We start from the raw sequence: 25,626 nt of genomic DNA on the forward strand, positions 1-25,626 counted from the left end.
CTTACTTTGTTGCAGTCGTTTGGTTTTCTTGAACGCGATGATAATTCACAATGCTGTTCATGTAACGGCGAATATTTTCGACATATTGATAGGCTTCATAACCGCGAGCGTAGCCATATTTTAAGTTTGAATAATGACGCTTTTCCGATAATAGTTGAAGATTATTTTTTACATCTAACCAATTATCTGGGTTGCCACCCAATTTTTTTGTTAAGCGACGAGCATCTAAAATATGCCCTAATCCCATGTTGTATGCTGCTAAAGAATACCAAATTCGATCCTCTTCTGGAATACTGTCAGGTATTTGAGCGAGTAGCCAATGCAGGTATTCAGATCCCGCTTTAATACTTTGTTCAGCATCTGTACGATTATTAATATTCATCCGCAAAGCCGTATCTTTGGTGAGCATCATCATTCCACGTACGCCAGTTGGAGAGGTGGCATAAGGGTCCCAGTGCGATTCTTGATAGGCCACAGCAGCTAATAATCGCCAGTCTAAATTCCCTTTGTATTTTTCAAAGAGCGGTTGATATTGAGGCAGAATTTTTTCAACCGCTTCTAAATAAGCTTGAGTATCTACATAATCAAAGGCAGTAATATGGCGGAAATATTTTTCCTCAATACGATCAATTAATCCTGTTTCAATGGCATTATTCATAAAATCCAACAAGCCTGCTTGTAGCTCATTATAGGATTTATTGGAAAGATACCAATGCACGGTCATTTCATCCGTTAGGTCAAATGCAATTGCTAAGTTAGGGCGAATTTGTTGTGCGGCCGCCACATCAATACTATTTGCAATGGTATAAGGAATTTTGCCTTCCGCTACTTGAATTAACAATTCTTCTTGGGTCAACTGCTTGTTATTCTGCCATTTAAGTGCAGGGAGTTTCTTCTGTGCAAGGGATAGTAATTTTTCTAAGTCTTCCCCCGCAGAAATGATAATTTCTTGCTGTACTTGCGCTAAATCTTTCGGGCGATTTTCACCTTTTTTATACACAAGCTGCCAAGAAGCGGAAGTATAAGATGGCCCTAACTGAAATTTTTCTGCACGTTGAGGCTGGAATAAAAGATTCGCAGCTGCAATATCAATATTGTTGTTCTCTAATTCGTTAAAAAGTTGATCGTTATTTTCTAAGGTTTTAATTTGTAAACGAACCCCTAAATAATCAGCAAAGTTTTTTGCTAATTCGTATTCCAAGCCAGATTCGCCCTCATTCCCAATAAAATAGTAAATGGGATTGTTAATGGTGCCGACAATAAGGCTACCGCGATTTTTGATCGTGGTGTAAGGGTTTTGCTCCGATTGCATAATTTTTTGCCAAGGGAACACCATATCCACTGCCCAAAGTAATAATGCAAAGGCAGCAATAATACGTAAAAATAGACCTTTCAATAGATAAACCTTATAAATTGAGATAAGAGAGGATTGTAACGAGAATTAAGACAATAAAAAAGCCCCTTTTACTTCAAGGGGCTGTTAAATAAGGATTAATGTTGGCGATCTCGGCGATCACGTTCATTAAAAGTGAGGTCGTTTTTATCGTTAAATTTACGTTGACGACGTTCGCCGTTACGTTGACCACGGAAGCGATCTTGGCCTCGGTCTCCTCGTTCATTACGGCGACCTTTTCCACCAAAGTCATTGCCACTACGTCTATTGTCTGACTGTGCTGCGCCCATAAAGCTCATTTGCATTTGTTTATTTAAAACGCGCGTTTTACCGAATTGTTGGAGCAATTCTTTTGGCATACCTTGCGGTAATTCAACGGTAGAGTACTCATCATAAAGTTTGATATGGCCAATATAACGGCTGTTAATATCACCTTCATTTGCGATCGCACCTACGATATGACGCACTTCTACACCATCCGCACGACCCACTTCGATACGATATAAATCCATCGGCTGTGGTGTGCCGTAGCCTTTACGTTCACCACGACGTTCAGCCGAACGAGGATTTTCACGACGATCACCACGATCATTACGGTCACGACGACGTTTATCCATCGGAGGATCAGGTGGAAGAATGAGTTTTTGTTTACCTTGAAGCAACATCAACATCGCTGCAGCAATATCTTCTTGATCTTGATCAGCGGTGAATAAATCTTCCAATAAGCTGCGATACATTTCGAGATCGTGATGTTCCAATTGCTTGGTAATCTTGTCTTGGAATTTCTTACGACGACAAGCTTGTAACACTTCATGATTTGGCAATTCAACTTCATTGATTGGTTTTTTCATCAAGTGTTCGATATTACGAAGTAAACGGCGTTCACGTGGTTCAACGAATAATAATGCACGACCAGAACGACCTGCACGACCGGTACGGCCGATACGGTGAACGTAAGACTCTGCATCAAGCGGGATGTCATAGTTCACTACAAGGCTGATTCGTTCAATATCAATACCGCGCGCAGCCACATCGGTTGCAACGACGATATCAAGACTGCCATTACGTAAGCGATCTAAGGTTTGCTCACGTAATTGCTGAGTCATATCACCGTTTAATGCCGCAGCACGGAACCCGTGTTTTTCTAATAATTCGGTCACATCTAGTGTACCTGTTTTAGTGCGGGTAAAAATGATTGCCGCATCAAACTCTTCCACTTCTAAGAAACGTAATAATGCCTCATTTTTACGGAAACCTTGAACATACCAACAATTTTGTTCAATATCCGGCGCATTATCGTTATTTACTTTGATTTTCACTTCTTGTGGATTGTTCATGAAGCGTTTTGTGATACGACGAATTGGCTCAGGCATAGTCGCGGAGAAAAGGGCAGTTTGGTGCTCTTCCGGTAATTCAGCCATAACAGTTTCTACATCGTCAATAAAGCCCATGCGAAGCATTTCATCGGCCTCATCAAGAACAATCGCTTTTAATTCAGAAAGATTTAATGTGTTACGATGGATGTGATCCAAAATACGACCCGGCGTACCTACAACAACTTGTGCTCCTTGTTTTAATGCACGTAATTGGATGTCATAGCGTTGACCACCATAAAGGGTCACGATATTAATGCCTTTTGCATATTTCATGAAGTGTTCACAAGCATCCGCAACTTGAATTGCAAGTTCACGCGTTGGTGCCATCACCAATAATTGTGGATGTTTTGCGGCAGGATCAATTTTTGCCAAAAGAGGTAAAGAGAATGCGGCAGTTTTACCACTACCGGTTTGTGCCATACCCAGTACATCTCTGCCTTCTAAAAGAGCAGGAATACAAGCTTGTTGGATTGGCGAAGGTGTTTCAAAACCAAGGTCAGAAACGGCTTTTAGAATGAATTCAGGCAAGCCTAAATCATTAAAAGTGATTTTGTCTGTCATTAAAATACTCGAATGTAAGTAAGGAAAGCTCAATTTCGCTTTCAGGTTTATTTGTTACAAAAGAAAAAAGAAAGAGGCAAGTTTAAAAAACAGCAGTTTTTGTGACCGCACTTTTTTCTTCTTTTTCGTCTTCTGTTTGAGCTGGTTTCAATTTCATCAGCTCTAACACGGCAAAACGATACTCAACAAAGTTATATACCTGATTCGCAATAGCGAGTTTGAATAAAGCCGCAGCTTCATCAATTTGCCCCAAATTGAGTTTTTGTTTTGCTAGATAAAAGTAGGTTTCAGTTAATATTTCTGCATATTGCTGTGAGTTTTCTGCAAATTTAGTTGCCCGTTCTTGCAACTCACCCACAGAAATATTACCTAAATAGTATTGAACGATATTTGTCCCCCAGAAGTCCTTAGATAGCCCTTTAGCTCGTTCAACAAGGTTGGCATGGGCTTCTTGTGGTTTTAATTTTTGTTCGTTCAAATAGAGCCAGAGTACACGATAAGGGTCTTTGGTATCGGCTTCATAAAACTTCATCAAATCGTCTTCAGCAAGATTATAGCGTTCGACGTAATAAAAATTTAAACCACGATTAAGGTGGGTATAGTCATAACTTGGATCCAATTCAAACACCGCATTAAAGGTTTCTAATGCGCTGTCGTAATCTTCCTCAAGCAGTAAGTAAAGCCCTAGATAATTGTAAACGGAAGCCATCTTTGGGTGTAACGAGAGGGCTTGTGTAAAGTCATAACGTGCGAGGCCCCACAAACCGAGGGAATCATATAAAACGCCACGTTCAAAGTGAAGCGTCGCTCGTTCTTCATTACTCATTTTTCCAACTAATAAAACTTGGCTGATTCGGGTAATCATCACTTCTTGTTCGAAATGACTATTCGGTGTTTGATCTGCTAGTACGACTTTATTTGGCGCGACAAACACGTTTCCCGATTGTACACAACCGGAAATAAATAAAGTCAGACTTAGGCTAGATAACGAAACTAGAAAACGGAAGAACCGAAAATATTGCATTGTTTTATAAGTTAGCTTGATAATCAAAACGGGTGTGTAAATTGAATTCACACACCCTGTGAGATTATTCTTGTTCTTCTGAAATGTCTTCTGCAGGTGCAGATTCTGCTTCAGTTTCTTGTTTTGGTGCAAGATCTTTCATGGTTAAGCGGATACGACCTTGGCGATCGATTTCAACCACTTTAACCGTCACTTCTTGACCAACTTGAAGATAATCACTCACTTTCTCTACGCGTTCTTCTGCGATTTGAGAAATATGAACTAAACCTTCTTTATTTCCTACGATAGCCACGAATGCACCGAAATCAGCAAGACGAGTCACTTTACCTTTGTAAATTGCACCCGCTTCAACTTCAGCAACAATTTCTTCAATACGTACCATCACATTTTTAGCTGCACTGCTATCTACTGCAGCAATTTTCACTGTACCATCATCATCGATATCAATAGAAGTACCGGTTTCTTCAGTTAATGCACGGATAGTTGCACCACCTTTACCGATAACATCTTTGATTTTCTTTGGATCAATTTTCATGGTGTGAATACGCGGTGCGTAGTCAGAAATATCTGCACGTGGTGCAGGGATTGCTTGTTCCATTACGCCAAGAATGTGCATACGTGCACCTTTTGCTTGGTTTAATGCAATTTGCATAATTTCAGGGGTGATACCTTCAATTTTGATATCCATTTGAAGTGCTGTGACACCTTCACGTGTACCTGCTACTTTAAAGTCCATATCACCTAAGTGGTCTTCATCACCTAAAATATCTGAAAGAACCACAAATTTCTCTTCTTCTTTCACTAAGCCCATTGCGATACCTGCAACAGCAGCTTTGATTGGAACGCCCGCATCCATTAATGCTAAAGACGCACCACATACAGATGCCATAGAAGAAGAACCGTTAGATTCAGTGATTTCAGACACAACACGCACTACATACGGGAATTCTGCAAGGCTTGGCATAACTGCAGCGACACCACGTTTTGCTAAACGACCATGACCGATTTCACGACGTTTTGGTGAGCCGATCATACCGGTTTCACCTACAGAGTATGGAGGGAAGTTGTAGTGGAATAAGAAGTGATCTTGACGTTCACCTGTTAATTCATCAATGATTTGAGCATCACGTTCAGTACCTAACGTTGCAACGGCTAATGCTTGTGTTTCACCACGGGTGAAAATTGCAGAACCGTGAGTACGTGGTAATACACCAGTGCAAATATCTAATGCACGAACGGTATCAACGGTACGACCATCAATACGTGGTTCACCTGCAATGATACGGCCACGAACGATTTGGCTTTCAAGTGCGGTGAAAATATCCACGATTTTACCTTCGCTGATTTCTTCATCTTCAGCTGTGATTTGTGCAATCACATCCGCTTTAATCGCATCGATTTGTTCGTAACGTGCTTGTTTTTCAGTAATGCGGTATGCATCGCCTAAACGTGCTTCTGCAATCGCTTTTACTTTGTTGATTAAATCTGTGTTTGGTTGTGGCGCAACCCAATCCCAACGTGGTTTACCTGCTTCTTTTGCAAATTCTTTGATCGCTTCGATTACAACTTGTTGTTGTTGATGACCAAATACGACCGCTGCTAACATTTGTTCTTCAGTTAAAATGTCTGCTTCTGATTCAACCATTAATACGGCTTTGTCAGTACCTGCAACTACTAAGTCTAAACGGCTTTGTTTTTGTTCAGCCATAGTTGGGTTTAATACGAATTGGTTGTCGATGAAACCAACGCGCGCAGCACCGATAGGGCCATTGAAAGGCACGCCAGATAAGGTTAATGCTGCAGAAGCACCGATCATTGCCACTAAGTCAGGGCTGATTTGTGGGTTGACAGAAACTACAGTTGCTACAACTTGGATTTCGTTGAAGAAACCTTCTGGGAATAATGGACGAATTGGACGGTCGATTAAACGAGCAATTAAGGTTTCGCCTTCAGATGGACGACCTTCACGTTTGAAGAAGCCACCAGGGATTTTACCCGCCGCATAAGTACGCTCTTGGTAGTTTACGGTTAATGGGAAGAAGTCTTGACCTTCTTTCACATCTTTTTTAGCCACAACAGTCACGAATACCGTGGTATCGTCCATGCTTGCCATAACCGCAGCAGTTGCTTGACGTGCAATTGCGCCGGTTTCTAGAGTAACGGTATGTTGACCGTATTTAAATTGTTTAACAATTGGATTCACAATGTTTTCCTTCAAAATAATATTTAAAACAAAGCTTTATTTTCCAGATTGCGACTAGCAAAAGAAATCTTTCGAAAAAAATGACCGCACTTTTGGCGTTTAAAAATTTCTTTTGATAGCCGCACGCTAATGCAGAAAATAAAGCTTGCTTATTATACAGAGTTTTAAATTTATTGGTAACTTTATTTAATATAAGCAACTTGTTATCATATTCTCATACAAATACATACGTAAGGAGACACTATGATTATCAGTGCATTAAATAACCCAAATTTCAAAGTGGGTTTACCAAAAGTTATTGCGGGCATTTGCGATCATCTCAATACCTTAGATCTTGAAGCATTAGAAAATGGCCGTCATGATTTAAGTGAGCAAGTTTATATGAATGTCATGGAATTTGATACGGTTGAAGCGGATAGCAAACAAGCTGAACTTCACCACAAATATCTAGATATTCAATTACTTATTCGTGGTGAAGAAAATGTTGAAGTAAGCGCGACTTATCCAAATCTCAGCTTATACGATGAATATCGTGATGCCGATGATTACCAACTTACCCCGCAAATTGAAAATAAAAGCACCGTGACACTTTTACCAAAAATGTTCGCTGTCTTTTTCCCTTATGAGCCACATAAACCAGGTTGCACGGTAAACGGCAAATCAAGTTTTGTGAAAAAACTGGTGGTGAAAGTACCAGTAGAATTGATTTAATTATTTCGATTTATTAAAGCAAAAGTGCGGTCAGAAATTTATATATTTTTCTGACCGCACTTTTTTATTATTTAATTACGGTAATTGACCATTTGGCATCATCAATTTGCTCGAAGTTTGTGACTTCATAGCCTTCTTCTGCAGCCCAAGCAGGAATGGCTTCAGTGGCTTGTGTGCAGTCGAATTCAATTTCTAGGCCATCGCCTTTATTTAACTTAGCCATGGCTTCCTTGGCTTCAACAAGAGGAAATGGGCAAACAAGGCCGAGTGTTGGTAATTTAACGATCATATAAGCTCCTTATGATGCTTTTGATAATTTTAAACGTTGTGGACGAATAATGGTGAAGTAGGCGGCCACCCAAGTGCCGAGAATCATCAAGGGCAATGATACCCAACCTTGCCAAGAGAAAAAGGCGGTTTCGACTAAGCCATTACCGATAGAACAGCCACCCGCAAGGGTTGCGCCAATACCCATAAGAATACCGCCGAGTCCGCTGCGTAGAATCGTGGTGGCATCCGGTACGCGGACACGAAATTCATTGCTTGCTTTCGCGCCGATGAATGATCCAATAAAAATCCCTAAAACTAAGAATACGCCCCAGTTAATAAATTTACCGTCGCCAGTAACGAGGAATTGCATAATATTAGCGGATGGACCAGTGATCCCAAGTCCAAACTCACGACCAGTAGCAACACTGAGTGGCCAAGCTGCAAGTGCGATTAATCCGATTAATACGGCAGAGAAAAATGGGTGCCAGCGTTTTTCAAATAATAAGTGAGCAAGTCCTGTTTTCTTTGGTTTTAATGCTGCGACTTTTACGCTTGGTTTGCTGAGGTGTTTGTATACATAGAAAGCCGTCACTAAAGTTAATAATGCGACTAACCACCAAGGTGAAATGCCGAATGTATCGTAAATGTTGCGTTGCTCAATATTGATACTACGTAAAGTTTTATTGAATTCCCCTAATGGACCAGTACGCATGATGGCACTTAATAACATATAAGTGAATAAAGCAACCCAACTGCCGACTAAGCCTTCTGCAGCGCGGTACCATGTACCTGTCGCACAACCGCCAGCAAGAACAATGCCGATACCAAATACAAATGCACCGATAATCACTGCTAAAAAGGCAAAATTTTCAGCCGGATCAACATTTAATACACCAATTTCTTTTAAGAGGAAAAAACCAATGGATTGCACGGTAATCGCCAATAGAAGGGCAACAAACATTTTGTTATTTTTGGTGACATACATATCGCGAAATGCGCCGGTAATACAAAAGCGCCCACGCTGCATCACAAATCCGAGTAAAATTCCGCAAAGTAATCCGGTTAAAAGCATAAATATTCCTTTCTTTTAGAACTAAGTAGGGCAGTATTTTCTAAAAAAATAAGAAGGTAACGCCAATAACTTTTGGCTAGAAAATATGTTTTTTTGATATAAAAAAGTGCGGTCAGAAATTTGAGTGATTTTCTGACCGCACTTTATCGTAAGTTACCACGCTATTAAGGACAGGGTTTACTCACCATTATTTCAATCACTTGGCGATCGATATGGTGCATACTCTTAGAAGCAATTGAGCATAGGTTGTCGATAGTACGATCGAGATCATGTTCAACGATACCTTCATTGCCCGTCACATGGGTTTCATCCATGGCCATGAGAACTGATTTATAGCCAGAAGCCACGCTGGTGGAGACTTTCATTGCACAGCTATTCGATGCGCCATCACAAATAATTCCACTAATATCACCGATCATGCTGCAAATTCCCATGCTCACGGTTTCGAATTTACCCGTAAGTAAATAGGCGATACCCGCACAGCTTCCCATCGATGCGGTTGTTACCGCACAAAGGGCTGACAGTTTGGGTAATTTACTGTGGATATAAATGGCCATTAAGTGTGATAAGAAGAGGGCACGGAGACGTTTTTCTTCACTCACGTTTAAATAATCGGCGACCACAACCACGGGCATAGTGGCGGCAATACCTTGGTTACCTGAACCTGAATTACTCATCGCTGGTAATGTGGCTCCCCCCATACGCGCATCGGAGGCTGCGGTGGTTTCAATCATGATTTTACTGAGTAAATCATCTGACATTAAGCCACTACCAACTTGTTTGCGTAACGTTCTGCCAATATGTAAACCATAATTTTCGCGCAATCCTTCGTTAGACAGCGCGCGGTTGAGCGCGGCAGCTTGTCCGATAAAGCGGATTTTATCGAGTTCGACTTCACAAGAAAATTCAAAGATTTCACGTGAGTTCACCTGTTTAAAAATATCATAAGGATCGCAATCAGCACATTCATCATGTTCTTTCTTAAAAATAATTTCACCATTTTTTTCAATCAAAATGATGTTGGTATGTTGATCTTGAATGGCTACTTTCACTCGGTCGTTATCGGCGAACAACACGGCTTCCGAATATAAAATATGCTCAGTTTGATGAATATCGATATTAACGAGTTTTTTATCAAGCATTGCCTTGGCTTGGGAAACTTGCTCTGGCGTGATGTGTTTTAATACTTCCAACTCACTCTCAGGATCACCGCCTAAAGCACCAATCGCCGCGGCAATAGGTAAGCCCACCATGCCGGTTCCAGGAACTGCAACACCTAAGCCATTTTTCATTAAGTTTGGTGACACTTTGGCTTCAATACGCTCCGGTGTTTTGCCTAAATATTTAGCCGCCGTTGCTGCGGCAAGCGCTAAAGAGATAGGCTCAGTACAGCCAAGTGCGGGAACCACATCACGTTCCACAAGATGAAGTAATGGTTTTTCGATTTCATTGAGTCTTTCTTGATTCATAAAATTCTTTTTAATATGTTAAATGCTGTCTTCTTTCTCTATGACTAATATGCGCGCTTCACCTTGTGGATGAGCAACATGTTCGGTACCGATACCCGCATAAAAAATATCACCTGTATGGAGCAATACGGTTTTCTCTTGGCCGTCTTCTTTGTAGCGCATTTCCACAGTACCATCCATGACAGCAAAGACTTCTTCACCGTCATTGATATGCCATTTGTAAGGTTTATCTGTCCAGTGAAGACGCACGGAAATGCCATTCATATTGGTAATATCCAGTGCTCCCCAAGCACGTTCTGCCGTAAAGTGCTGACTTTGAATAACTTTATTCATGACTAAATTCCTTAGTGCGCCTCATCCCAGTTAGTGCCTTGCCCCACATCTACAATCAATGGCACCACTAAATCAGCTGCGCTTTCCATGTGTGTTTTGATGAGTTTGCTATAAAACTCGACTTTTTCTGACCGCACTTCAAACACCAATTCATCGTGCACCTGCATAATCATCGCAATATCGGGATCGTTTTGTAGTTTTTGATCCAATTGAATCATGGCTCGTTTAATAATATCTGCGGCGGTGCCTTGCATTGGCGCATTGATTGCTACACGCTCGGCAGCTTTACGGCGCATACCGTTAGAGGAGTTGATATCCGGCAGATATAAACGACGGCCGAATAGGGTTTCCACATAGCCTTGGGCTTTGGCTTTTTCGCGAATATCGTGCATAAAAGTTTGTACGCCCGGATAGCGTTTGAAATATAAATCCATATAGCTCTGGGCATCGGCGCGGCCAATACCGAGTTGGCGCGATAAGCCAAAGGCAGACATACCATAAATTAAACCGAAGTTAATTGCCTTAGCATTGCGGCGTTGCTCGGAGGTTACTTCATCCAGTGCCACCCCAAAGATTTCTGCCGCAGTAGAGCGGTGAATATCTTTGCCTTGGGTAAAGGCATTAATTAAGCCCTGATCCTGTGATAGGTGCGCCATAATGCGTAGCTCGATTTGCGAATAGTCGGCTGCCACAACAGTAAAGCCTTCGCGCGCAATAAATGCCTGACGAATACGACGGCCTTCTTCATTACGAATTGGAATGTTTTGCAGATTCGGATCACTTGATGAAAGACGACCGGTTGCTGTTACCGCTTGATGGTAGGAAGTATGAACTCGACCCGTTTGTGGATTTACCATTTGCGGCAATTTATCAGTGTAGGTGGATTTTAGTTTGCTGAGACCTCGATGTTCTACCAACACTTTCGGTAATTCGTGACTAAATGCCAGTTCCTCCAATACTTCCTCGTTAGTAGATGGCGCCCCTTTTGGTGTTTTTTGAATGACCGGCAAACCTAATTTATCAAATAAAATTTCCTGTAATTGTTTGGTTGAGGCCAAATTAAATGGCTGCCCCGCCAAGACATAGGCCTGTTCTTCTAATTCACTTAAACGGTTAGCGATTTCGTTGGATTGCAGGAATAGCGCATCGCTATCAATTAAAACACCACGACGTTCCATACGGGAAAGTACACCTAACAACGGCAATTCCATTTCTTTAAAGAGTTTTTCCAGAGTGGGTTCTTTAGAGAGTTTTTCCCATAGCACTTGTTGCAGCTTCATTGTCACATCAGCATCTTCCGCCGCGTACTCGGCGGCTTTTTCCAACGGAATTTGGTTAAAAGTCAGCTGATTTTTACCTTTGCCTGCAATCTCTTCAAAAGTGATTGTTTGATGCCCTAAATAACGTTTCGCCAGATCGTCCATATTATGACGCCCCGTGCTATTAAGCACGTAGGATTCGAGCATAGTATCGAAAGCCACACCTTGCACATCAATGCCATTACGGGCAAAGATGGTGAGGTCGTATTTGAAGTTTTGCCCGACTTTTTGAATAGCAGGATTTTCTAAAACCGGTTTTAACAGAGCAAGTGCGGTTGTTTTTTCAAGGGTTTTCGGCGCACCTAAATAATCTAATTGTAGCGGTAAGTAAGCTGCTTCACCGTTTTCTAACGCAAAGGAAATCCCTACTAGGTTGGCAGCCATATAATCTAAATTATTGGTTTCAGTATCTAGAGCAAAAAGTTTGGCTTGCTTGAGTTTTTCCACCCAACGATTTAAATCCGCTTCGGTGAGCAAGGTTTCATAACGGCTACGATCAATTTGAATTGCTGGTAATGCTTCATCGTCATTATTTTGAGCAAGCGCTGGTGTGGCTTGATAATGATTAATTTTAGTCGGTTGTTCATTGTTATTGGTGATGGAATCAGCGCCATTCATCACTTCATTGAGCCAACGTTTGAATTCATAGCGGCCGAAATATTCAGTGAGTTGATCGTTATTGCTTGCACCAAGGGTAAGTTGTTCCGGAGTGATATCGAGAGCGACATCGGTTTTAATAGTGGCAAGGCGATAGGATAAATCGGCCATTTCTTTTTCCGCCAATAATTTGTCCCCTAATTTTTTTGCTCCACGAATTGGCAATTCGGCCACTTTGTCTAAGTTGGCATAAATTTCTGCCATACTGCCGATACCCTGCAAGAGACCAAGTGCCGTTTTTTCACCGACACCCGCTACGCCTGGAATATTATCGGCACTATCACCCATTAGCGCTAAGTAATCGATGATGAGCTCTGGCGGAATACCGTATTTTTCAATCACGGCCTCGCGATCCAATAAGGTATTATTCATGGTGTTGATCAACATAATGTTGTCATCCACCAGTTGTGCCATATCCTTATCTCCGGTACTGATCAACACTTTTTGATTGGCTTTAGAAGCCTCTACCGCCAAGGTACCGATGACATCGTCAGCCTCCACGCCTTCGATGACTAACAGAGGAATGCCAAGGGCACGGATAATATCGTGTAACGGCTGAATTTGTTTGCGTAGGTCGTCTGGCATCGGTGGACGATGGGATTTATATTGTTCAAACATTTCATCACGGAAAGTTTTGCCCTTTGCATCAAAGACCACCGCAATATGGCTCGGTTGTACTTGCGAAATCAGGCTTTTGAGCATATTTAATACACCGTACATGGCACCAGTCGGTTCGCCAGCAGAATTGGTGAGCGGCGGAAAAGCATGAAAAGCACGATATAAATAAGATGAACCGTCCACTAGGACTAATGGATTAGGAGCGATAGTTGGCATAAATCTTCCGTTCAAAAATAATGAAAAGTGTCGCATTATAGCGTAAATTACGAAATGGGGCGAACGGATAAAGTGCGGTCAATTAAACGTAAAAATTATGACGAAGGCATTTGGCTGTGGCATAATAGGAGTACTTGAGCATTCAACATAAGGGAATAATATGTCATTAAAACTGGTTGAAGTTGTTGTATTAGGGCAAGTGTTGCGCTTGAATGTCCCTGCTGAACAAGAAGAGATTTTGCGTCAAGCGGCGCGTAATTTAGATCTTCAAGTGTCTGAAATGAAAGAGCGTACAGGTTTATTACAATTAGACCGTGTGCTTTCTATTGTTGCCTTGAATTTAAGTTTTGAATTAACCCAAGAAAAAAATAAAAATGCCCAGATTGAAAACGTGTTATGTACGCGAATTCAACAGTTAGATCATTCTTTAGAGAATGCATTAGGTGGGCGAACCATCGTAGATTAAATAAAAAAGAACCGCATGTTGAAAGTGCGGTTCTTTTTTTTATGTGTTTTTTAATCTGGCGTGTAATAGAGTTTACCAATTTCAATTTTTTGTCGCCCTGTTTCTTCACGCCATTTATTGCTGTCTCGTAAAGAATAAACACAGCCACAATATTCCTGTTGATAAAAACGTTCACGCTTACTGATTTCGATCATGCGTTGCGATCCACCTGCTTTACGCCAGTTGTAATCCCAATAAATCACATCATCATATTTTTCAGCCGCACGGTGACCACAACCATTAATTTGATCCATGTCTTTCCAGCGGGAAATACCAAGACAGCTGGTGAATACAGGGAAACCATGCTCATGAGCATATTCAGCGGCTTTTTCAAAACGCATATCAAAACACATGGTACAGCGAATGCCACGTTCAGGTTCCCATTCCATGCCTTTTGCGCGATCAAACCATTGTTGGCGATCGTAGTCTGCATCAATAAACGGAATCCCAAATTTTTTGGCAAAACGGATGTTTTCTTCTTTACGAATTAAATATTCCTTCAATGGATGAATATTCGGATTGTAAAAATAAATCGTAAACTCAATACCTGAGGCCAAAATGGCTTCCATCACTTCACCTGAGCAAGGTGCACAGCAAGAGTGGAGAAGCAACTTATTATGTCCTTCAGGTAATTCAAGTTTTTCACGAATAAAAGGCGCATTGGGATCCTTGCGCACTTTTTGTTTGCGCGATTTATGTTGAAAAACGACCGCACTTTGAGATTGTTGTTCTATCATATGTTAAAGATATTTTCTATCCCAGAATATTTATTACTGACATATTCATATAAGTTATGAGCAGGAATTGAATCATTTATACTTTGCCAAGTTATTTGATCATTATTAATAAGTGCTAATCCAACTTTTTCTAAGTTGAAAAACTTATCATATTCTCCTAAGTACTCAGGCACTCTATATTTAAATAGATATAATTTCCCTGAACTGTTATTTATACCATAAGCTATATAACATGAGACTATAGTGAGTTCAGTAGTTGCGTATAAAATTGTTGGAGGAGATGTCATCTTCCATGTAACAATATCTTCTACTGACTTTTTTAGTAACTCATTAATAATAGAAATTTCATTTGCAGTCATATAAACATCTCTTTAGTAATCATTCGGCTTTTCTCGCGTTTAACGCTTGTATATTTTTTAACGCTTGAGATAGAGTTGCCAAATGATTGTAATAACTCCAAGCATCCTCATATGTTAAATTATCCTTTGAAAGATTAATAAACATCTTTGTTTCAGATTTAAATGTACCGACATGTTTGCCAATTGATGTTTTTGGATGTTCATAAGTAATAACAATTCCATTAATCTTTTTTATTAGCTTCCATACGGCTAGCTTTTGTTCTTCAAAATCACCCTTGGCAGTAATCTCCTTAGTGTAGTCATCATACGCTTGAGAAATCTGATCTGTGATGTAAAAGTTAGAACTTTTTTCATTATACAGTTTATATAGCTTATTCGTTTTAAACCACACACAGCATGTTATAACTGTTCCAAGTATAGTTGCAATTATTGATAGATTTTGAACAAAATTAGGAAATAAATTATCTGTAATCCATTTAAGCTCCATCTAATAGCTCCTAGAAACAGATAAATAAGCTAGAGAAATTAACGCTTGTTTATATTCACTTTCTGGCAAAATCTGAATCGCATCAATGGCCTTTTGTGCTTCTTGTTTCGCACGATCCATTGCATAATCGAGGGATTTATGTTCAGCCATAATCGCAAGCACTTCATCGATCGCATCACGTTTTCCGCCTTGTTCAATGGCTTCACGAATAAGCGCAGCTTGTTGTGGATTACCGTGACGCATTGCGTGTAATAAAGGAAGAGTAGGTTTACCTTCAGCGAGGTCATCACCCACATTTTTTCCTAATGCCGCAGCGTTAGCGCTGTAATCTAGCACGTCATCTACTAATTGGAATGCGGTACCGAGATAGCGACCATATTCTTGAAATGCGGTTTCAATTGATTTTTCAGCACCTGCAACAATTGCCACAGATTGTGCTGCCACTTCAAATAAGCGTGCCGTTTTACTATAAATCACACGCATATAGCTTTCTTCAGTGGTATCCGGATCATTCACGTTCATTAATTGTTGAACTTCACCTTCAGCCAACACGTTGGTGGCATCTGCCATAATACGAAGAATATCTAGCGATTGTAACTGCGCCACTAATTGGAATGCACGAGTATAAATGAAGTCACCCACTAATACGCTAGCGGCATTACCAAAGGCAGAGTTTGCCGTTGCTCGACCTCGACGCATATCCGATTCATCCACCACATCATCATGTAATAAAGAAGCGGTGTGAATAAATTCTACAAAGGTCGCACAAGTCGCCACTTTATCGCTTTCGTAGCCTAATGCACGCGCCGCTAAAACCGCAATAAGTGGTCGAATACGTTTTCCGCCACCTTGCACAATATAAAAGCCAAGCTGATTAACCATCGGCACATCGGAGTTAATTTGTGCTAAAATGGCTTGGTTAACTTTCTGCATATCCGCATCTGTTAATGCTTGGATTGCATGCATATCCATTAAATCTTGTTTGTTCATCTTCATTTGGTTCGATGGTTGTGTATATAAAAGAAAAGTGCGGTGAATTTTACCCGATTTTTCAGGGTTTCTGAAATTAAACTCGAGGAAAAGCGCTTTTTTTTATTTTATTGCAAATAAGTGCTTGCGATCGAGTTGTTTTTTCCGTAGAATTTGCGACCTATTTATATGAATTTTGAAGTGCGGACCGAAAATAGTAACGGAGAAGCACAATTATAGCGGAGTATTTATGTACGCAGTTTTCCAAAGTGGCGGTAAACAACACCGTGTGAGCGAAGGTCAAGTCGTTCGTTTAGAAAAACTTGAACTTGCAACTGGCGCAACAGTTGAGTTCGACTCAGTGTTGATGGTCGTTAATGGTGAAGATGTTAAAATTGGTGCACCAGTAGTAGCTGGCGCGAAAGTAGTGGCTGAAGTTGTGGCACAAGGTCGTGGCGATAAAGTTAAAATCGTTAAGTTCCGTCGTCGTAAACACAGCCGTAAACAACAAGGTCATCGTCAGTGGTTCACAGAAGTGAAAATCACTGGGATTCAAGCATAATTTCAGAGGAGATCAAGTAGATGGCAACTAAAAAAGCTGGTGGTTCAACTCGTAACGGTCGTGATTCTGAAGCTAAACGCCTTGGTGTTAAACGTTTCGGTGGCGAATCTGTATTAGCAGGTAGCATCATTGTACGTCAACGTGGTACTAAATTCCACGCAGGTAACAACGTAGGTATGGGTCGTGACCACACCTTATTTGCTACCGCTGACGGTAAAGTAAAATTTGAAGTTAAAGGCGAGAAAAGCCGTAAATACGTGAGTATTGTAACTGAATAATTTTACATCTGATTTGATAAACGCCCCGCATTATCTGTGGGGCGTTTTCTTTGTTTTCTTACCTGTGATTTACAATCATTAATCAAATCTGTTATCTTGGCACTGTCATTCATTCTCTTCAATATTTCTTAGAATGAAATTTACCTGAATTCCTAACTGTACTTTAGTAAAATAAAGGAAGATATCATGAAACAACAACCGCTTTTAGGTTTTCTCTTCGCTTTAATTACAGCGATGGCGTGGGGATCTTTACCTATTGCGTTAAAACAGGTTCTATCAGTGATGACACCACAAACGATCGTTTGGTATCGATTTGCGGTAGCTTCTCTTGCACTATTGATTCTGTTAGGTTATAAGAAAAAACTGCCACAATTTTCGAAAGGTGGTCGTTTTATTTGGCTTGTACTCATCGGTGTAGCAGGGTTAGCGGGTAATTTCTTTTTATTCAATAGCTCACTTAATTTTATCGATCCTTCTTCGGCTCAAATTTTTATTCATTTTTCTTCTTTTGGTATGTTAATTTGCGGTATTTTTGTCTTTAAAGAAAAGCTCGGATTACATCAAAAGATTGGTTTAGGTTTGTTATTGGCTGGGTTGGTGCTTTTCTTCAATGATAAGCTTGAGGTGTTTAAAGGAGAGACTGGTTATTTAACGGGCGTCTTATTAAGCCTAACAGCCTCATTAGTTTGGGTTGCTTATGGTATGGCACAAAAGCTCATGCTCCGTCGTTTTAGTTAGCAACAAATTTTATTAATGATGTATTTCGGCTGTCTTTTAGTCTTTACACCTGTAGCCGAATTTTCACAAGTGAGTAACCTCACCCCGTTTGCATTCGGTTGTTTTGTTTATTGCTGCTTGAATACGTTATTTGGTTATGGGGCTTATGCTGAGGCGCTTAATCGTTGGGAGGTTTCTAAAGTAAGCGTAGTGATAACCTTAGTACCACTCTTTACCATTTTCTTTGCCCATCTTGCCCATTATGTGAGCCCTGAGAATTTTGCCGCGCCAGAATTAAATATGATTAGCTATATTGGGGCGTTTGTTGTAGTATGCGGAGCAATTTTGTCGGCAATCGGACATAAGTTATTACCGCAATCAAAATAAAGTGCGGTTAAATATTGGAGAGTTTTTATGAAATTTATTGATGAAGCCCTGATTCGTGTGGAAGCAGGGGATGGTGGAAACGGTTGTGTAAGTTTCCGCCGTGAAAAATTTATCCCAAAAGGCGGTCCAGATGGCGGCGATGGCGGTGATGGCGGTGATGTTTATTTGGTTGCAGACGAAAACTTAAATACCTTGATCGATTATCGTTTTACAAAACGTTTTGCCGCAGAGCGTGGTGAGAACGGACATAGTTCAGATTGTACTGGTCGTCGCGGTAAAAATATTACATTACGTGTGCCGGTGGGAACGCGTGCAATTGATCATGACACCAAAGAAGTGCTTGGAGATTTAACAAAGCATGGTGCCAAAATGTTAGTGGCGAAAGGTGGTTATCATGGTTTAGGGAACACACGTTTTAAATCTTCAGTGAACCGTGCACCTCGCCAAAAAACCATGGGTACACCAGGAGAAAAACGCGATTTATTATTAGAACTAATGCTTCTTGCGGATGTCGGGATGCTTGGTTTACCAAATGCAGGTAAATCGACCTTTATTCGTGCCGTTTCAGCCGCAAAACCAAAAGTCGCTGATTATCCATTTACCACTTTAGTGCCAAGTTTAGGTGTCGTAAAAGTGGATGAAAGCCATAGCTTTGTGGTGGCAGATATTCCTGGATTGATTGAAGGTGCATCGGATGGCGCTGGTTTAGGGATTCGTTTCTTAAAACACTTGGAACGTTGTCGTGTGTTAATTCATTTAGTAGATATTAACCCAATTGATGAATCCGATCCTGCTGATAATATTTCGATCATCGAGTCAGAATTATTCCAATATAGCGAAAAATTGGCAGATAAGCCGCGTTGGTTAGTCTTCAATAAAATTGATACGATGACAGAAGAAGAGGCGCATGAACGAGCACAAGAGATTACGGAACGTCTTGGTTGGGAAGAAGGGTATCACCTTATTTCTGCCGCAACCGGTAAAAATGTGCCACCACTTTGTCGTGATATTATGGATTTCATTGAAGCGAATCCACGTGATGCGGAAGTAGAAGAAAATAAACCGGAAGAAGTGAAATTCAAATGGGAAGACTACCATCAGGAACAGCTTGCTGAACATCAATTTGATGATGAAGATGACGACTGGGATGATTGGGACGAAGAAGATGAAGAAGGTGTTGAGTTTATTTACAAACCTTAATCCCTAAATAAAAAAAAGAGCGGAAATTTGACCGCTCTTTTTTATTGCTGTTAACCTTTCTTTTTCCCACCTTGACGCGCTTTAAAGCGAGGGTTGGTTTTCGAAATGACATAGACGACACCGTGGCGGCGAACAATTTTGCAGCCAGGACGGTTTTTAGCACTTTTGAGTGAAGATAATACTTTCATTGAACATTCCTATTTTGATTTAAATGCACCAAACTTACCGTAGCGGTTTGCAAATTCACTTGCACGACCTTCGTTACCAATTTGACGAGTTTTACCAGTATAAAATGGGTGAGAAGCAGATGAAGTATCACACATAAATACAGGGTATTCGTTACCATCTTCCCATTTCATGGTGTTGTTAGTTTTAGCACAAGAACGGATGAGAAAGCCTTGTTTCGCATTGGAATCATAAAATAAAACGGTACGATAATTTTCAGGGTGAATGCCTTTTTTCATTAGAGCTCCTTATATGACGGAAATAATTGGGCGAAGATACTAATTTAAAAGAGAATGATTATCAATGTATTTTTATTCATAGCGATGAGAATTTTTTTCATATTGAAAAAAGAAAAATGCCTTTCGGTTGAAAGGCATTTTGTCTGCTTGGAGGGAGAGTTATCCACGATTCGCATTTTTCATAATACGCTCTTTTGCTACTTTCCATTCACGCTCTTTAATATCATCACGTTTATCATGTTGTTTTTTACCTTTCGCAAGACCGATTTTGATCTTCGCCCAAGGGCCTTTCCAATAAAGAGAAAGGGCAACAATGGTAAAACCATCACGGCTTGATTTACCGAAAAGATTATCCAGTTCACGTTTATTCAATAAAAGTTTACGTGTACGCGTCGGATCGCAAACTACGTGAGTTGAGGCTAAGCTTAATGGTTGAATGGTTGCACCAAATAAATAGGCTTCACCGTTTTTAAAAATGATATAGCTGTCGCTGATATTGGCTTTACCCGCGCGCATTGATTTGACTTCCCAACCTTGTAATTCAAGGCCGGCTTCAATCTCATCTTCAATAAAATATTCATGTCGAGCTCGTTTGTTTAACGCAATGGTATTGGAGCCGACTTTGACTTTCTTCTTGGTCATTGTTATCCGTTGTTCATTAATCGTAAATTGGCGTTGATTTTACCGAATCTCGCCGTGGATAGCAAAAAACAAAAGGCTGATTTGACTCAGCCTTTTATTACTTAATGATAGATTACTCTTCTAATTCACCACAGAAACGATAGCCTTCACCATGCACGGTAGCAATGATTTCTGGTGTATTAGGATGATCTTCAAAATGCTTACGAATACGACGAATTGTTACATCTACAGTACGATCTTGTGGTTTTAATTCACGCCCTGTCATTTTTTGCAATAATTCTTCACGTGTTTGCAATTTGCCTGGGTTTTCACAGAAATGCAACATGGCACGAAATTCACTACGAGGCAATTTAAATTCAACGCCTTCTGGTGTAATTAAATTATGGCTATTTAAATCCAGCGTCCAACCATTAAAACGATAGTTCTCACGTTGTAAATGGGCTTCTTTACCATTTAATGTCATCGTGCGATGTAATAAATTTCGTGCACGAATAGTAAGTTCTCTAGGGTTAAATGGCTTTGTAAGATAATCATCGGCTCCGATTTCTAAACCTAAAATTTTATCGACCTCATTATCTCGCCCAGTGAGGAAAATCAAAGGGATAGGTGTTTTTTCACGTAATTCACGACCTAGTAATAAACCATTCTTACCAGGTAAGTTGATATCTAATACAATGAGATTAACCGTTTCTGAATTTAGCTGACGATACATTTCTGCACCATCTTGTGCTTGTAATACGTCATAGCCTTCAGCTTCGAAAATTCCTTTTAATGTATTACGGGTTACCGCTTCATCTTCCACGATGAGGATTTTTGGGGTAGCCATTCATTGCTCCTTGTTATACTTTATTATGAGTATATTCTATAATTGTAACATTGCTGTAACAACAGAAAAGTATGGTCATTTTTTTAAATTACATTTAATTTTATGATCTAAGTCATAAATTCTTAACATTCTGTTCATCTATGCTAGAATTTTAACAGGAACAACAAATGGAACTTTATGATGAAGCGAATTCTTCTTTTTTTATTTTTTATTTTTACCGCACTTTCCACTCAAGCCGGTCTTTTTGATAAAAAATCAGCTTTCTTACCTGTGGATGACGCTTTTCAATTTTCAGCTGCGAAAAGCGATAATCAAGAAAATGTGATCGTCAAGTGGTCAATTGCAGAAGGGTATTATCTCTATCAAGATAAAATTTCCGTGAAACTTAACCAAGCGGAAACCCCATCCTTTGATGTGCCGACATTTTCTATTTCACCTGAAGATTATAACGATCCTTATTTTGGCTTAATGAAGATTTTCAAAAAGCCGGTACAAGCTATTTTTAAAGCAAGCCAGCCGCCCTTTAAAGCGGAAGATGTGATTGAAATTGCTTACCAAGGTTGTACTGAGGGCTTTTGTTATCCCCCTGAAGTGAAAGAAATTAAAGTGGCGGATTTGCCTATTGTCCAGGTTACCGATACTGAAAAAACATCGGAAAAATCGACCGCACTTTCAGCACAACCTAAAGCAGAGCAAGACCGTTTAGCGGAAAGTTTATTTAATAGCAAATATGCCGTATTTGGTTTCTTTTTATTGGGCTTAGGTTTGGCTTTTACCCCCTGTGTGTTGCCAATGCTACCATTGCTTTCAGCGATAGTAATTGGTCAAAATCAACGCCCTAATATGTGGCGCGCTTTCGCATTAAGTTTTGTATATGTGCAGGGGATGGCGCTGACTTATACCTTACTAGGCTTGATTGTAGCTGCAATTGGTTTGCCATTCCAAGTGGCGTTGCAACATCCTTATGTGATGATTGGGTTATCAATCATCTTTGTTTTGTTAGCTTTGTCGATGTTCGGGGTATTTACCTTACAGCTTCCAAGCTCATTACAAACAAAACTATCTTTACTTAGTCAACAGCAAAAAGCCGGTGCCTTTGGTGGAGTGTTCTTAATGGGAATGATTGCGGGACTTGTCGCTTCACCTTGTACATCAGCACCGCTTTCAGGGGCCTTGCTTTATGTGGCGCAGAGTGGCGATTTATTCACTGGTGCGATTACGCTTTATTTGCTCGCATTAGGGATGGGCGTACCACTTATTTTAATCACCTTATTCGGTAATAAAATCCTGCCTAAATCAGGTATGTGGATGGAAACGGTCAAAAAGCTCTTTGGCTTTGTGATGCTCGCATTACCGGTATTCTTAATTTCTCGTATTTTACCAGATGAATGGACACCAAGATTATGGGCGATGCTCGGCACTGCATTTTTTATTTGGTTTGCTTTCCAAATGCCGAAGAATGGTACAGGTTGGCTATTCCGAATTCTATTTTTAGTGGCAGCGATGATTAGTGTGAAACCTCTTCAAGCATGGGTTTGGGGTGAAGGCTCTGCACAAAGTGCGGTCGAAAATAAATTGGTTTCTCACGTTGAATTTAAACAAGTGAAAAGTGAAGCTGAATTGCAACAAGCACTGGCGGAAAATAACAAATCACTGGTGATGCTCGATCTTTATGCGGATTGGTGTGTGGCTTGTAAAGAGTTTGAAAAAGAAACATTTAGCGATCCTCGTGTACAAAAAACCTTTGGCGATATGTTGCTCCTTCAAGTTGATATGACAAAAAACTCTGAAGAAAACCGTGCTTTAATGACAAAATATAAAGTGCTAGGTTTACCGACTATTTTGTTCTTTAATCAAGATGGAAAAGAAATCGAGGGGAGTCGTATTAACGGATTCATGTCGCCTGTTGAGTTTCTACAATGGATTGAGAAAATCAGTAAACCATAAAATTATTTCTTAATCGTAAAAAGTCCTTTTCGATTTAAGGTATTGCTTAGTGTTAAGTTAATCATTAATATACACCCCGTTCTCAAATCACTTTTTATTTTTATGAGGTAAACTTTATGAAAAACTTAGAAAAATATTCTCCGTATGTTTTAGCTTTATTACGTATCATCGCTGCCTATATGTTTATCTTGCACGGTACAGCGAAATTCTGGGAATTCCCAGTGTCAATGACTGGTGGTAATGGTGCGGTGGGCGATCCACTAATGATCGTTGGTGGGATAATTGAGATTGTCGGTTCAATCTTATTAATTTTAGGTTTATTTGTTCGCCCAGCGGCATTTATCCTTTCAGGTCAAATGGCTTATGCATATTTCTTCATGCATGTAGCAGGTAAAGGGAATTTGTTCTTCCCAATCGCGAACGGTGGTGAACTTGCTTTATTTTATTCTTTAGTGTTCTTCTATTTTGTGTTTGCTGGTGCCGGCGCATTTTCTCTAGACAACCGCAAACGTTAATCAATTATCTCATTAATTTATTGCCCGCATTTTGCGGGCTTTTTTTTTAATCAATTAAATAAATCACACACTTTTAAGTGTGCTTACCAGTAAAATTTTTTCTATATAAAAGCAAACGTTTGCGCTATAATTTATCCCACTTATTTTTAACCATTTAATGAAAGGAAAATGTAATGACAGATCGTCCAATTCGTCAGGCTTTACTGAGTGTTTCTGATAAAGCCGGTATCGTAGAATTTGCTCAAGGCTTAATACAGCGTGGTGTAAAACTACTTTCCACAGGCGGTACTGCAAAATTGTTAGAGCAACATGGTTTGCCGGTGACTGAAGTGTCTGATTATACGGGATTCCCTGAAATGATGGACGGTCGTGTAAAAACCTTACATCCAAAAGTGCATGGCGGGATTCTTGGGCGTCGTGGTACAGATGATGCGATCATGCAGCAACATGGCATTGAAGGCATTGATATGGTCGTCGTGAATTTATATCCATTTGCAGCCACCGTGGCTAAACCAGATTGCACATTGGCTGATGCAGTAGAAAATATAGATATCGGTGGGCCAACCATGGTACGTTCTGCAGCGAAAAACCATAAAGATGTGGCGATTGTAGTGAATAATCATGATTTTAACGCCATTCTTGCTGAAATGGATAAACACCACAACAGCTTAACGCTTGAAACCCGTTTTGATCTTGCCATCAAAGCATTTGAACATACCGCTCAATATGATTCTATGATTGCTAACTACTTTGGACAAATGGTGAAACCGTATCATGTGGCAGAGGAAGAAGATGCCAATGCGAAGTGCGGTCAATTCCCACGTACTTTAAACCTTAACTTCGTGCGTAAACAAACCATGCGTTATGGGGAGAACGCTCATCAAAATGCGGCCTTCTATGTTGATTTAAATGTGAAAGAAGCAAGCGTAGCTACCGCTCATCAATTACAAGGTAAAGCCTTGTCTTACAATAATATTGCTGACACCGATGCAGCACTTGAATGCGTGAAAGAATTTGATGAGCCGGCTTGCGTGATCGTTAAACACGCTAATCCATGCGGTGTGGCTTTAGGTAAAGATATTTTAGAAGCTTATAACCGTGCTTACCAAACCGATCCAACTTCTGCATTTGGCGGCATTATTGCTTTCAACCGTGAATTAGACGAAAAAACCGCGACTGAAATTGTGGAACGTCAATTTGTTGAAGTGATTATTGCACCGAAAGTATCAGCTGAAGCGCAAGAAGTGGTGAAACGTAAGAAAAATGTTCGTTTGCTTGAATGTGGCGAGTGGACGTCACGTTCTGAACGTCTAGATTTCAAACGTGTAAACGGCGGTTTATTAGTGCAAGATGCGGATTTAGGCATGGTTGGCGTGGATGATTTAAAAGTGGTAAGTAAACGTCAGCCAACTGAACAAGAACTAAAAGACTTATTGTTCTGCTGGAAAGTAGCGAAATTTGTGAAATCGAATGCCATTGTTTACGCCAAAGACAATCAAACTATCGGTATCGGTGCTGGCCAAATGAGCCGCGTATATTCTGCGAAGATTGCAGGGATTAAGGCACAGGATGAAGGTTTAACCGTAGCCGGTTGTGTGATGGCATCTGATGCATTCTTCCCATTCCGTGACGGTATTGATGCGGCGGCGAAAGTGGGAATTCAATGTGTTATCCATCCAGGTGGTTCAATGCGCGATCAAGAAGTCATTGATGCAGCGGATGAACATAATATGGTGATGGTATTAACTGGAATGCGTCATTTTAGACATTAATTTATGTCGTAACTTCGCTCAATGAGCGACTTACTTA

The 25,626-nt window shown here is 40.3% G+C and carries 25 protein-coding genes and 1 pseudogene; 9 read left to right on the forward strand and 17 right to left on the reverse strand.

All coding sequences use genetic code 11. From position 1 onward, the window contains the following. Position 1 precedes the first annotated feature (1 nt). The 4 genes from mltF to pnp form a co-directional block, all read right to left on the reverse strand. Entirely contained in the window at positions 2-1,396 is a 1,395-nt protein-coding gene (mltF, locus tag RDV53_RS06125) for a membrane-bound lytic murein transglycosylase MltF (protein WP_005695414.1), read from the reverse strand. Positions 1,397-1,491: 95 nt separating this feature from the next. Beyond that, the gene (locus RDV53_RS06130; protein ID WP_005695415.1) at positions 1,492-3,330 is read right to left on the reverse strand and encodes a DEAD/DEAH box helicase; all 1,839 of its coding nucleotides are present in this window, start codon (positions 3,328-3,330) and stop codon (positions 1,492-1,494) included. Between the two features lie 82 nt (positions 3,331-3,412). Continuing rightward, positions 3,413-4,354, reverse strand: a complete 942-nt coding sequence (nlpI, locus tag RDV53_RS06135) for a protease adaptor lipoprotein NlpI (protein WP_032822882.1) — start codon at positions 4,352-4,354, stop codon at positions 3,413-3,415. Positions 4,355-4,418: 64 nt separating this feature from the next. Next, positions 4,419-6,557 carry a polyribonucleotide nucleotidyltransferase gene (pnp, locus tag RDV53_RS06140; RefSeq protein WP_005695417.1) on the reverse strand — a complete coding sequence of 713 codons (2,139 nt, stop codon included), beginning with the start codon at positions 6,555-6,557 and terminating at the stop codon, positions 4,419-4,421. A 243-nt stretch (positions 6,558-6,800) separates the two neighbouring features. On the opposite strand from pnp, the gene nanQ reads away from it, so the two are divergent. Next, on the forward strand, positions 6,801-7,268 hold the full coding sequence (gene nanQ, locus RDV53_RS06145) for an N-acetylneuraminate anomerase (RefSeq protein WP_005695420.1): 468 nt from the start codon (positions 6,801-6,803) through the stop codon (positions 7,266-7,268). Between the two features lie 67 nt (positions 7,269-7,335). Here nanQ and RDV53_RS06150 read toward each other — a convergent pair whose 3' ends face one another. From RDV53_RS06150 to polA, 5 genes are all read right to left on the reverse strand, one after another. Beyond that, on the reverse strand, positions 7,336-7,557 hold the full coding sequence (locus tag RDV53_RS06150) for a sulfurtransferase TusA family protein (protein ID WP_005631077.1): 222 nt from the start codon (positions 7,555-7,557) through the stop codon (positions 7,336-7,338). Between the two features lie 9 nt (positions 7,558-7,566). Then, positions 7,567-8,610: a YeeE/YedE family protein gene (locus RDV53_RS06155; protein ID WP_005695421.1), complete on the reverse strand. Its 1,044-nt coding sequence runs from the start codon at positions 8,608-8,610 to the stop codon at positions 7,567-7,569. A 164-nt stretch (positions 8,611-8,774) separates the two neighbouring features. Beyond that, the gene (locus RDV53_RS06160; RefSeq protein WP_005695422.1) at positions 8,775-10,079 is read right to left on the reverse strand and encodes an L-cysteine desulfidase family protein; all 1,305 of its coding nucleotides are present in this window, start codon (positions 10,077-10,079) and stop codon (positions 8,775-8,777) included. A gap of 18 nt (positions 10,080-10,097) precedes the next feature. Further along, positions 10,098-10,412: a cupin domain-containing protein gene (locus RDV53_RS06165; protein ID WP_005695423.1), complete on the reverse strand. Its 315-nt coding sequence runs from the start codon at positions 10,410-10,412 to the stop codon at positions 10,098-10,100. A gap of 11 nt (positions 10,413-10,423) precedes the next feature. Beyond that, a complete protein-coding gene (gene polA / locus RDV53_RS06170; RefSeq protein ID WP_005695424.1) occupies positions 10,424-13,222 on the reverse strand; it encodes a DNA polymerase I in 2,799 nt (932 codons plus the stop codon). A gap of 160 nt (positions 13,223-13,382) precedes the next feature. On the opposite strand from polA, the gene RDV53_RS06175 reads away from it, so the two are divergent. Beyond that, positions 13,383-13,688, forward strand: a complete 306-nt coding sequence (locus RDV53_RS06175; RefSeq protein ID WP_005695425.1) for a cell division protein ZapA — start codon at positions 13,383-13,385, stop codon at positions 13,686-13,688. Positions 13,689-13,738: 50 nt separating this feature from the next. On the opposite strand, the gene RDV53_RS06180 is transcribed toward RDV53_RS06175, so the two are convergent. Genes RDV53_RS06180 through ispB form a run of 4 tightly spaced genes read right to left on the reverse strand, consistent with a single transcriptional unit; the run spans position 13,739 to position 16,300 of the window. Beyond that, complete coding sequence (locus tag RDV53_RS06180) at positions 13,739-14,464, reverse strand: epoxyqueuosine reductase QueH (protein ID WP_005695426.1); 726 nt, start codon at positions 14,462-14,464, stop codon at positions 13,739-13,741. Then, on the reverse strand, positions 14,461-14,823 hold the full coding sequence (locus RDV53_RS06185) for a hypothetical protein (RefSeq protein ID WP_005695428.1): 363 nt from the start codon (positions 14,821-14,823) through the stop codon (positions 14,461-14,463). The genes RDV53_RS06180 and RDV53_RS06185 overlap by 4 nt, the downstream gene beginning before the upstream one ends. 19 nt (positions 14,824-14,842) lie before the next feature. Beyond that, on the reverse strand, positions 14,843-15,310 hold the full coding sequence (locus tag RDV53_RS06190; protein ID WP_005695429.1) for a hypothetical protein: 468 nt from the start codon (positions 15,308-15,310) through the stop codon (positions 14,843-14,845). Beyond that, positions 15,311-16,300, reverse strand: a complete 990-nt coding sequence (gene ispB / locus RDV53_RS06195) for an octaprenyl diphosphate synthase (RefSeq protein ID WP_032822881.1) — start codon at positions 16,298-16,300, stop codon at positions 15,311-15,313. It lies immediately after the preceding gene. A 229-nt stretch (positions 16,301-16,529) separates the two neighbouring features. Between ispB and rplU the strand changes: the two genes are divergently transcribed. The 4 genes and pseudogenes from rplU (at position 16,530) to cgtA (ending at position 19,423) form a co-directional block, all read left to right on the forward strand. Further along, positions 16,530-16,841: a 50S ribosomal protein L21 gene (gene rplU / locus RDV53_RS06200; protein WP_005695431.1), complete on the forward strand. Its 312-nt coding sequence runs from the start codon at positions 16,530-16,532 to the stop codon at positions 16,839-16,841. A 20-nt stretch (positions 16,842-16,861) separates the two neighbouring features. Further along, positions 16,862-17,119, forward strand: a complete 258-nt coding sequence (gene rpmA, locus RDV53_RS06205) for a 50S ribosomal protein L27 (protein WP_005539872.1) — start codon at positions 16,862-16,864, stop codon at positions 17,117-17,119. 186 nt (positions 17,120-17,305) lie between these two features. Beyond that, positions 17,306-18,223 (forward strand): annotated as a pseudogene (locus RDV53_RS06210) (EamA family transporter). A 27-nt stretch (positions 18,224-18,250) separates the two neighbouring features. Beyond that, complete coding sequence (gene cgtA / locus RDV53_RS06215; protein WP_005695434.1) at positions 18,251-19,423, forward strand: Obg family GTPase CgtA; 1,173 nt, start codon at positions 18,251-18,253, stop codon at positions 19,421-19,423. Positions 19,424-19,473: 50 nt separating this feature from the next. Here the strand turns inward: cgtA and ykgO are convergent, their stop codons facing one another. The 4 genes from ykgO to arcA form a co-directional block, all read right to left on the reverse strand. Beyond that, positions 19,474-19,611 (reverse strand): type B 50S ribosomal protein L36, encoded by a 138-nt coding sequence (gene ykgO / locus RDV53_RS06220; RefSeq protein WP_005695435.1) that lies wholly within the window; start codon positions 19,609-19,611, stop codon positions 19,474-19,476. 9 nt (positions 19,612-19,620) lie between these two features. Continuing rightward, entirely contained in the window at positions 19,621-19,887 is a 267-nt protein-coding gene (locus tag RDV53_RS06225; RefSeq protein ID WP_005695437.1) for a type B 50S ribosomal protein L31, read from the reverse strand. A gap of 159 nt (positions 19,888-20,046) precedes the next feature. Then, positions 20,047-20,529 carry an SsrA-binding protein SmpB gene (gene smpB / locus RDV53_RS06230; protein WP_005695438.1) on the reverse strand — a complete coding sequence of 161 codons (483 nt, stop codon included), beginning with the start codon at positions 20,527-20,529 and terminating at the stop codon, positions 20,047-20,049. Positions 20,530-20,641: 112 nt separating this feature from the next. Continuing rightward, positions 20,642-21,355 (reverse strand): two-component system response regulator ArcA, encoded by a 714-nt coding sequence (gene arcA, locus RDV53_RS06235; protein WP_005695439.1) that lies wholly within the window; start codon positions 21,353-21,355, stop codon positions 20,642-20,644. 180 nt (positions 21,356-21,535) lie between these two features. On the opposite strand from arcA, the gene RDV53_RS06240 reads away from it, so the two are divergent. The 3 genes from RDV53_RS06240 to purH all read left to right on the forward strand — a co-directional run bounded on the left by RDV53_RS06240 (position 21,536) and on the right by purH (position 25,589). Next, positions 21,536-23,302 carry a protein-disulfide reductase DsbD gene (locus RDV53_RS06240; RefSeq protein WP_032822880.1) on the forward strand — a complete coding sequence of 589 codons (1,767 nt, stop codon included), beginning with the start codon at positions 21,536-21,538 and terminating at the stop codon, positions 23,300-23,302. A gap of 116 nt (positions 23,303-23,418) precedes the next feature. Then, positions 23,419-23,817: a DoxX family protein gene (locus RDV53_RS06245; RefSeq protein ID WP_005695441.1), complete on the forward strand. Its 399-nt coding sequence runs from the start codon at positions 23,419-23,421 to the stop codon at positions 23,815-23,817. Between the two features lie 173 nt (positions 23,818-23,990). After that, positions 23,991-25,589, forward strand: a complete 1,599-nt coding sequence (purH, locus tag RDV53_RS06250) for a bifunctional phosphoribosylaminoimidazolecarboxamide formyltransferase/IMP cyclohydrolase (RefSeq protein ID WP_005695442.1) — start codon at positions 23,991-23,993, stop codon at positions 25,587-25,589. Positions 25,590-25,626: the final 37 nt, after the last annotated feature.

The sequence above is a fragment of the Haemophilus parainfluenzae ATCC 33392 genome (genome assembly GCF_031191205.1).
Lineage (GTDB): Bacteria > Pseudomonadota > Gammaproteobacteria > Enterobacterales > Pasteurellaceae > Haemophilus_D > Haemophilus_D parainfluenzae.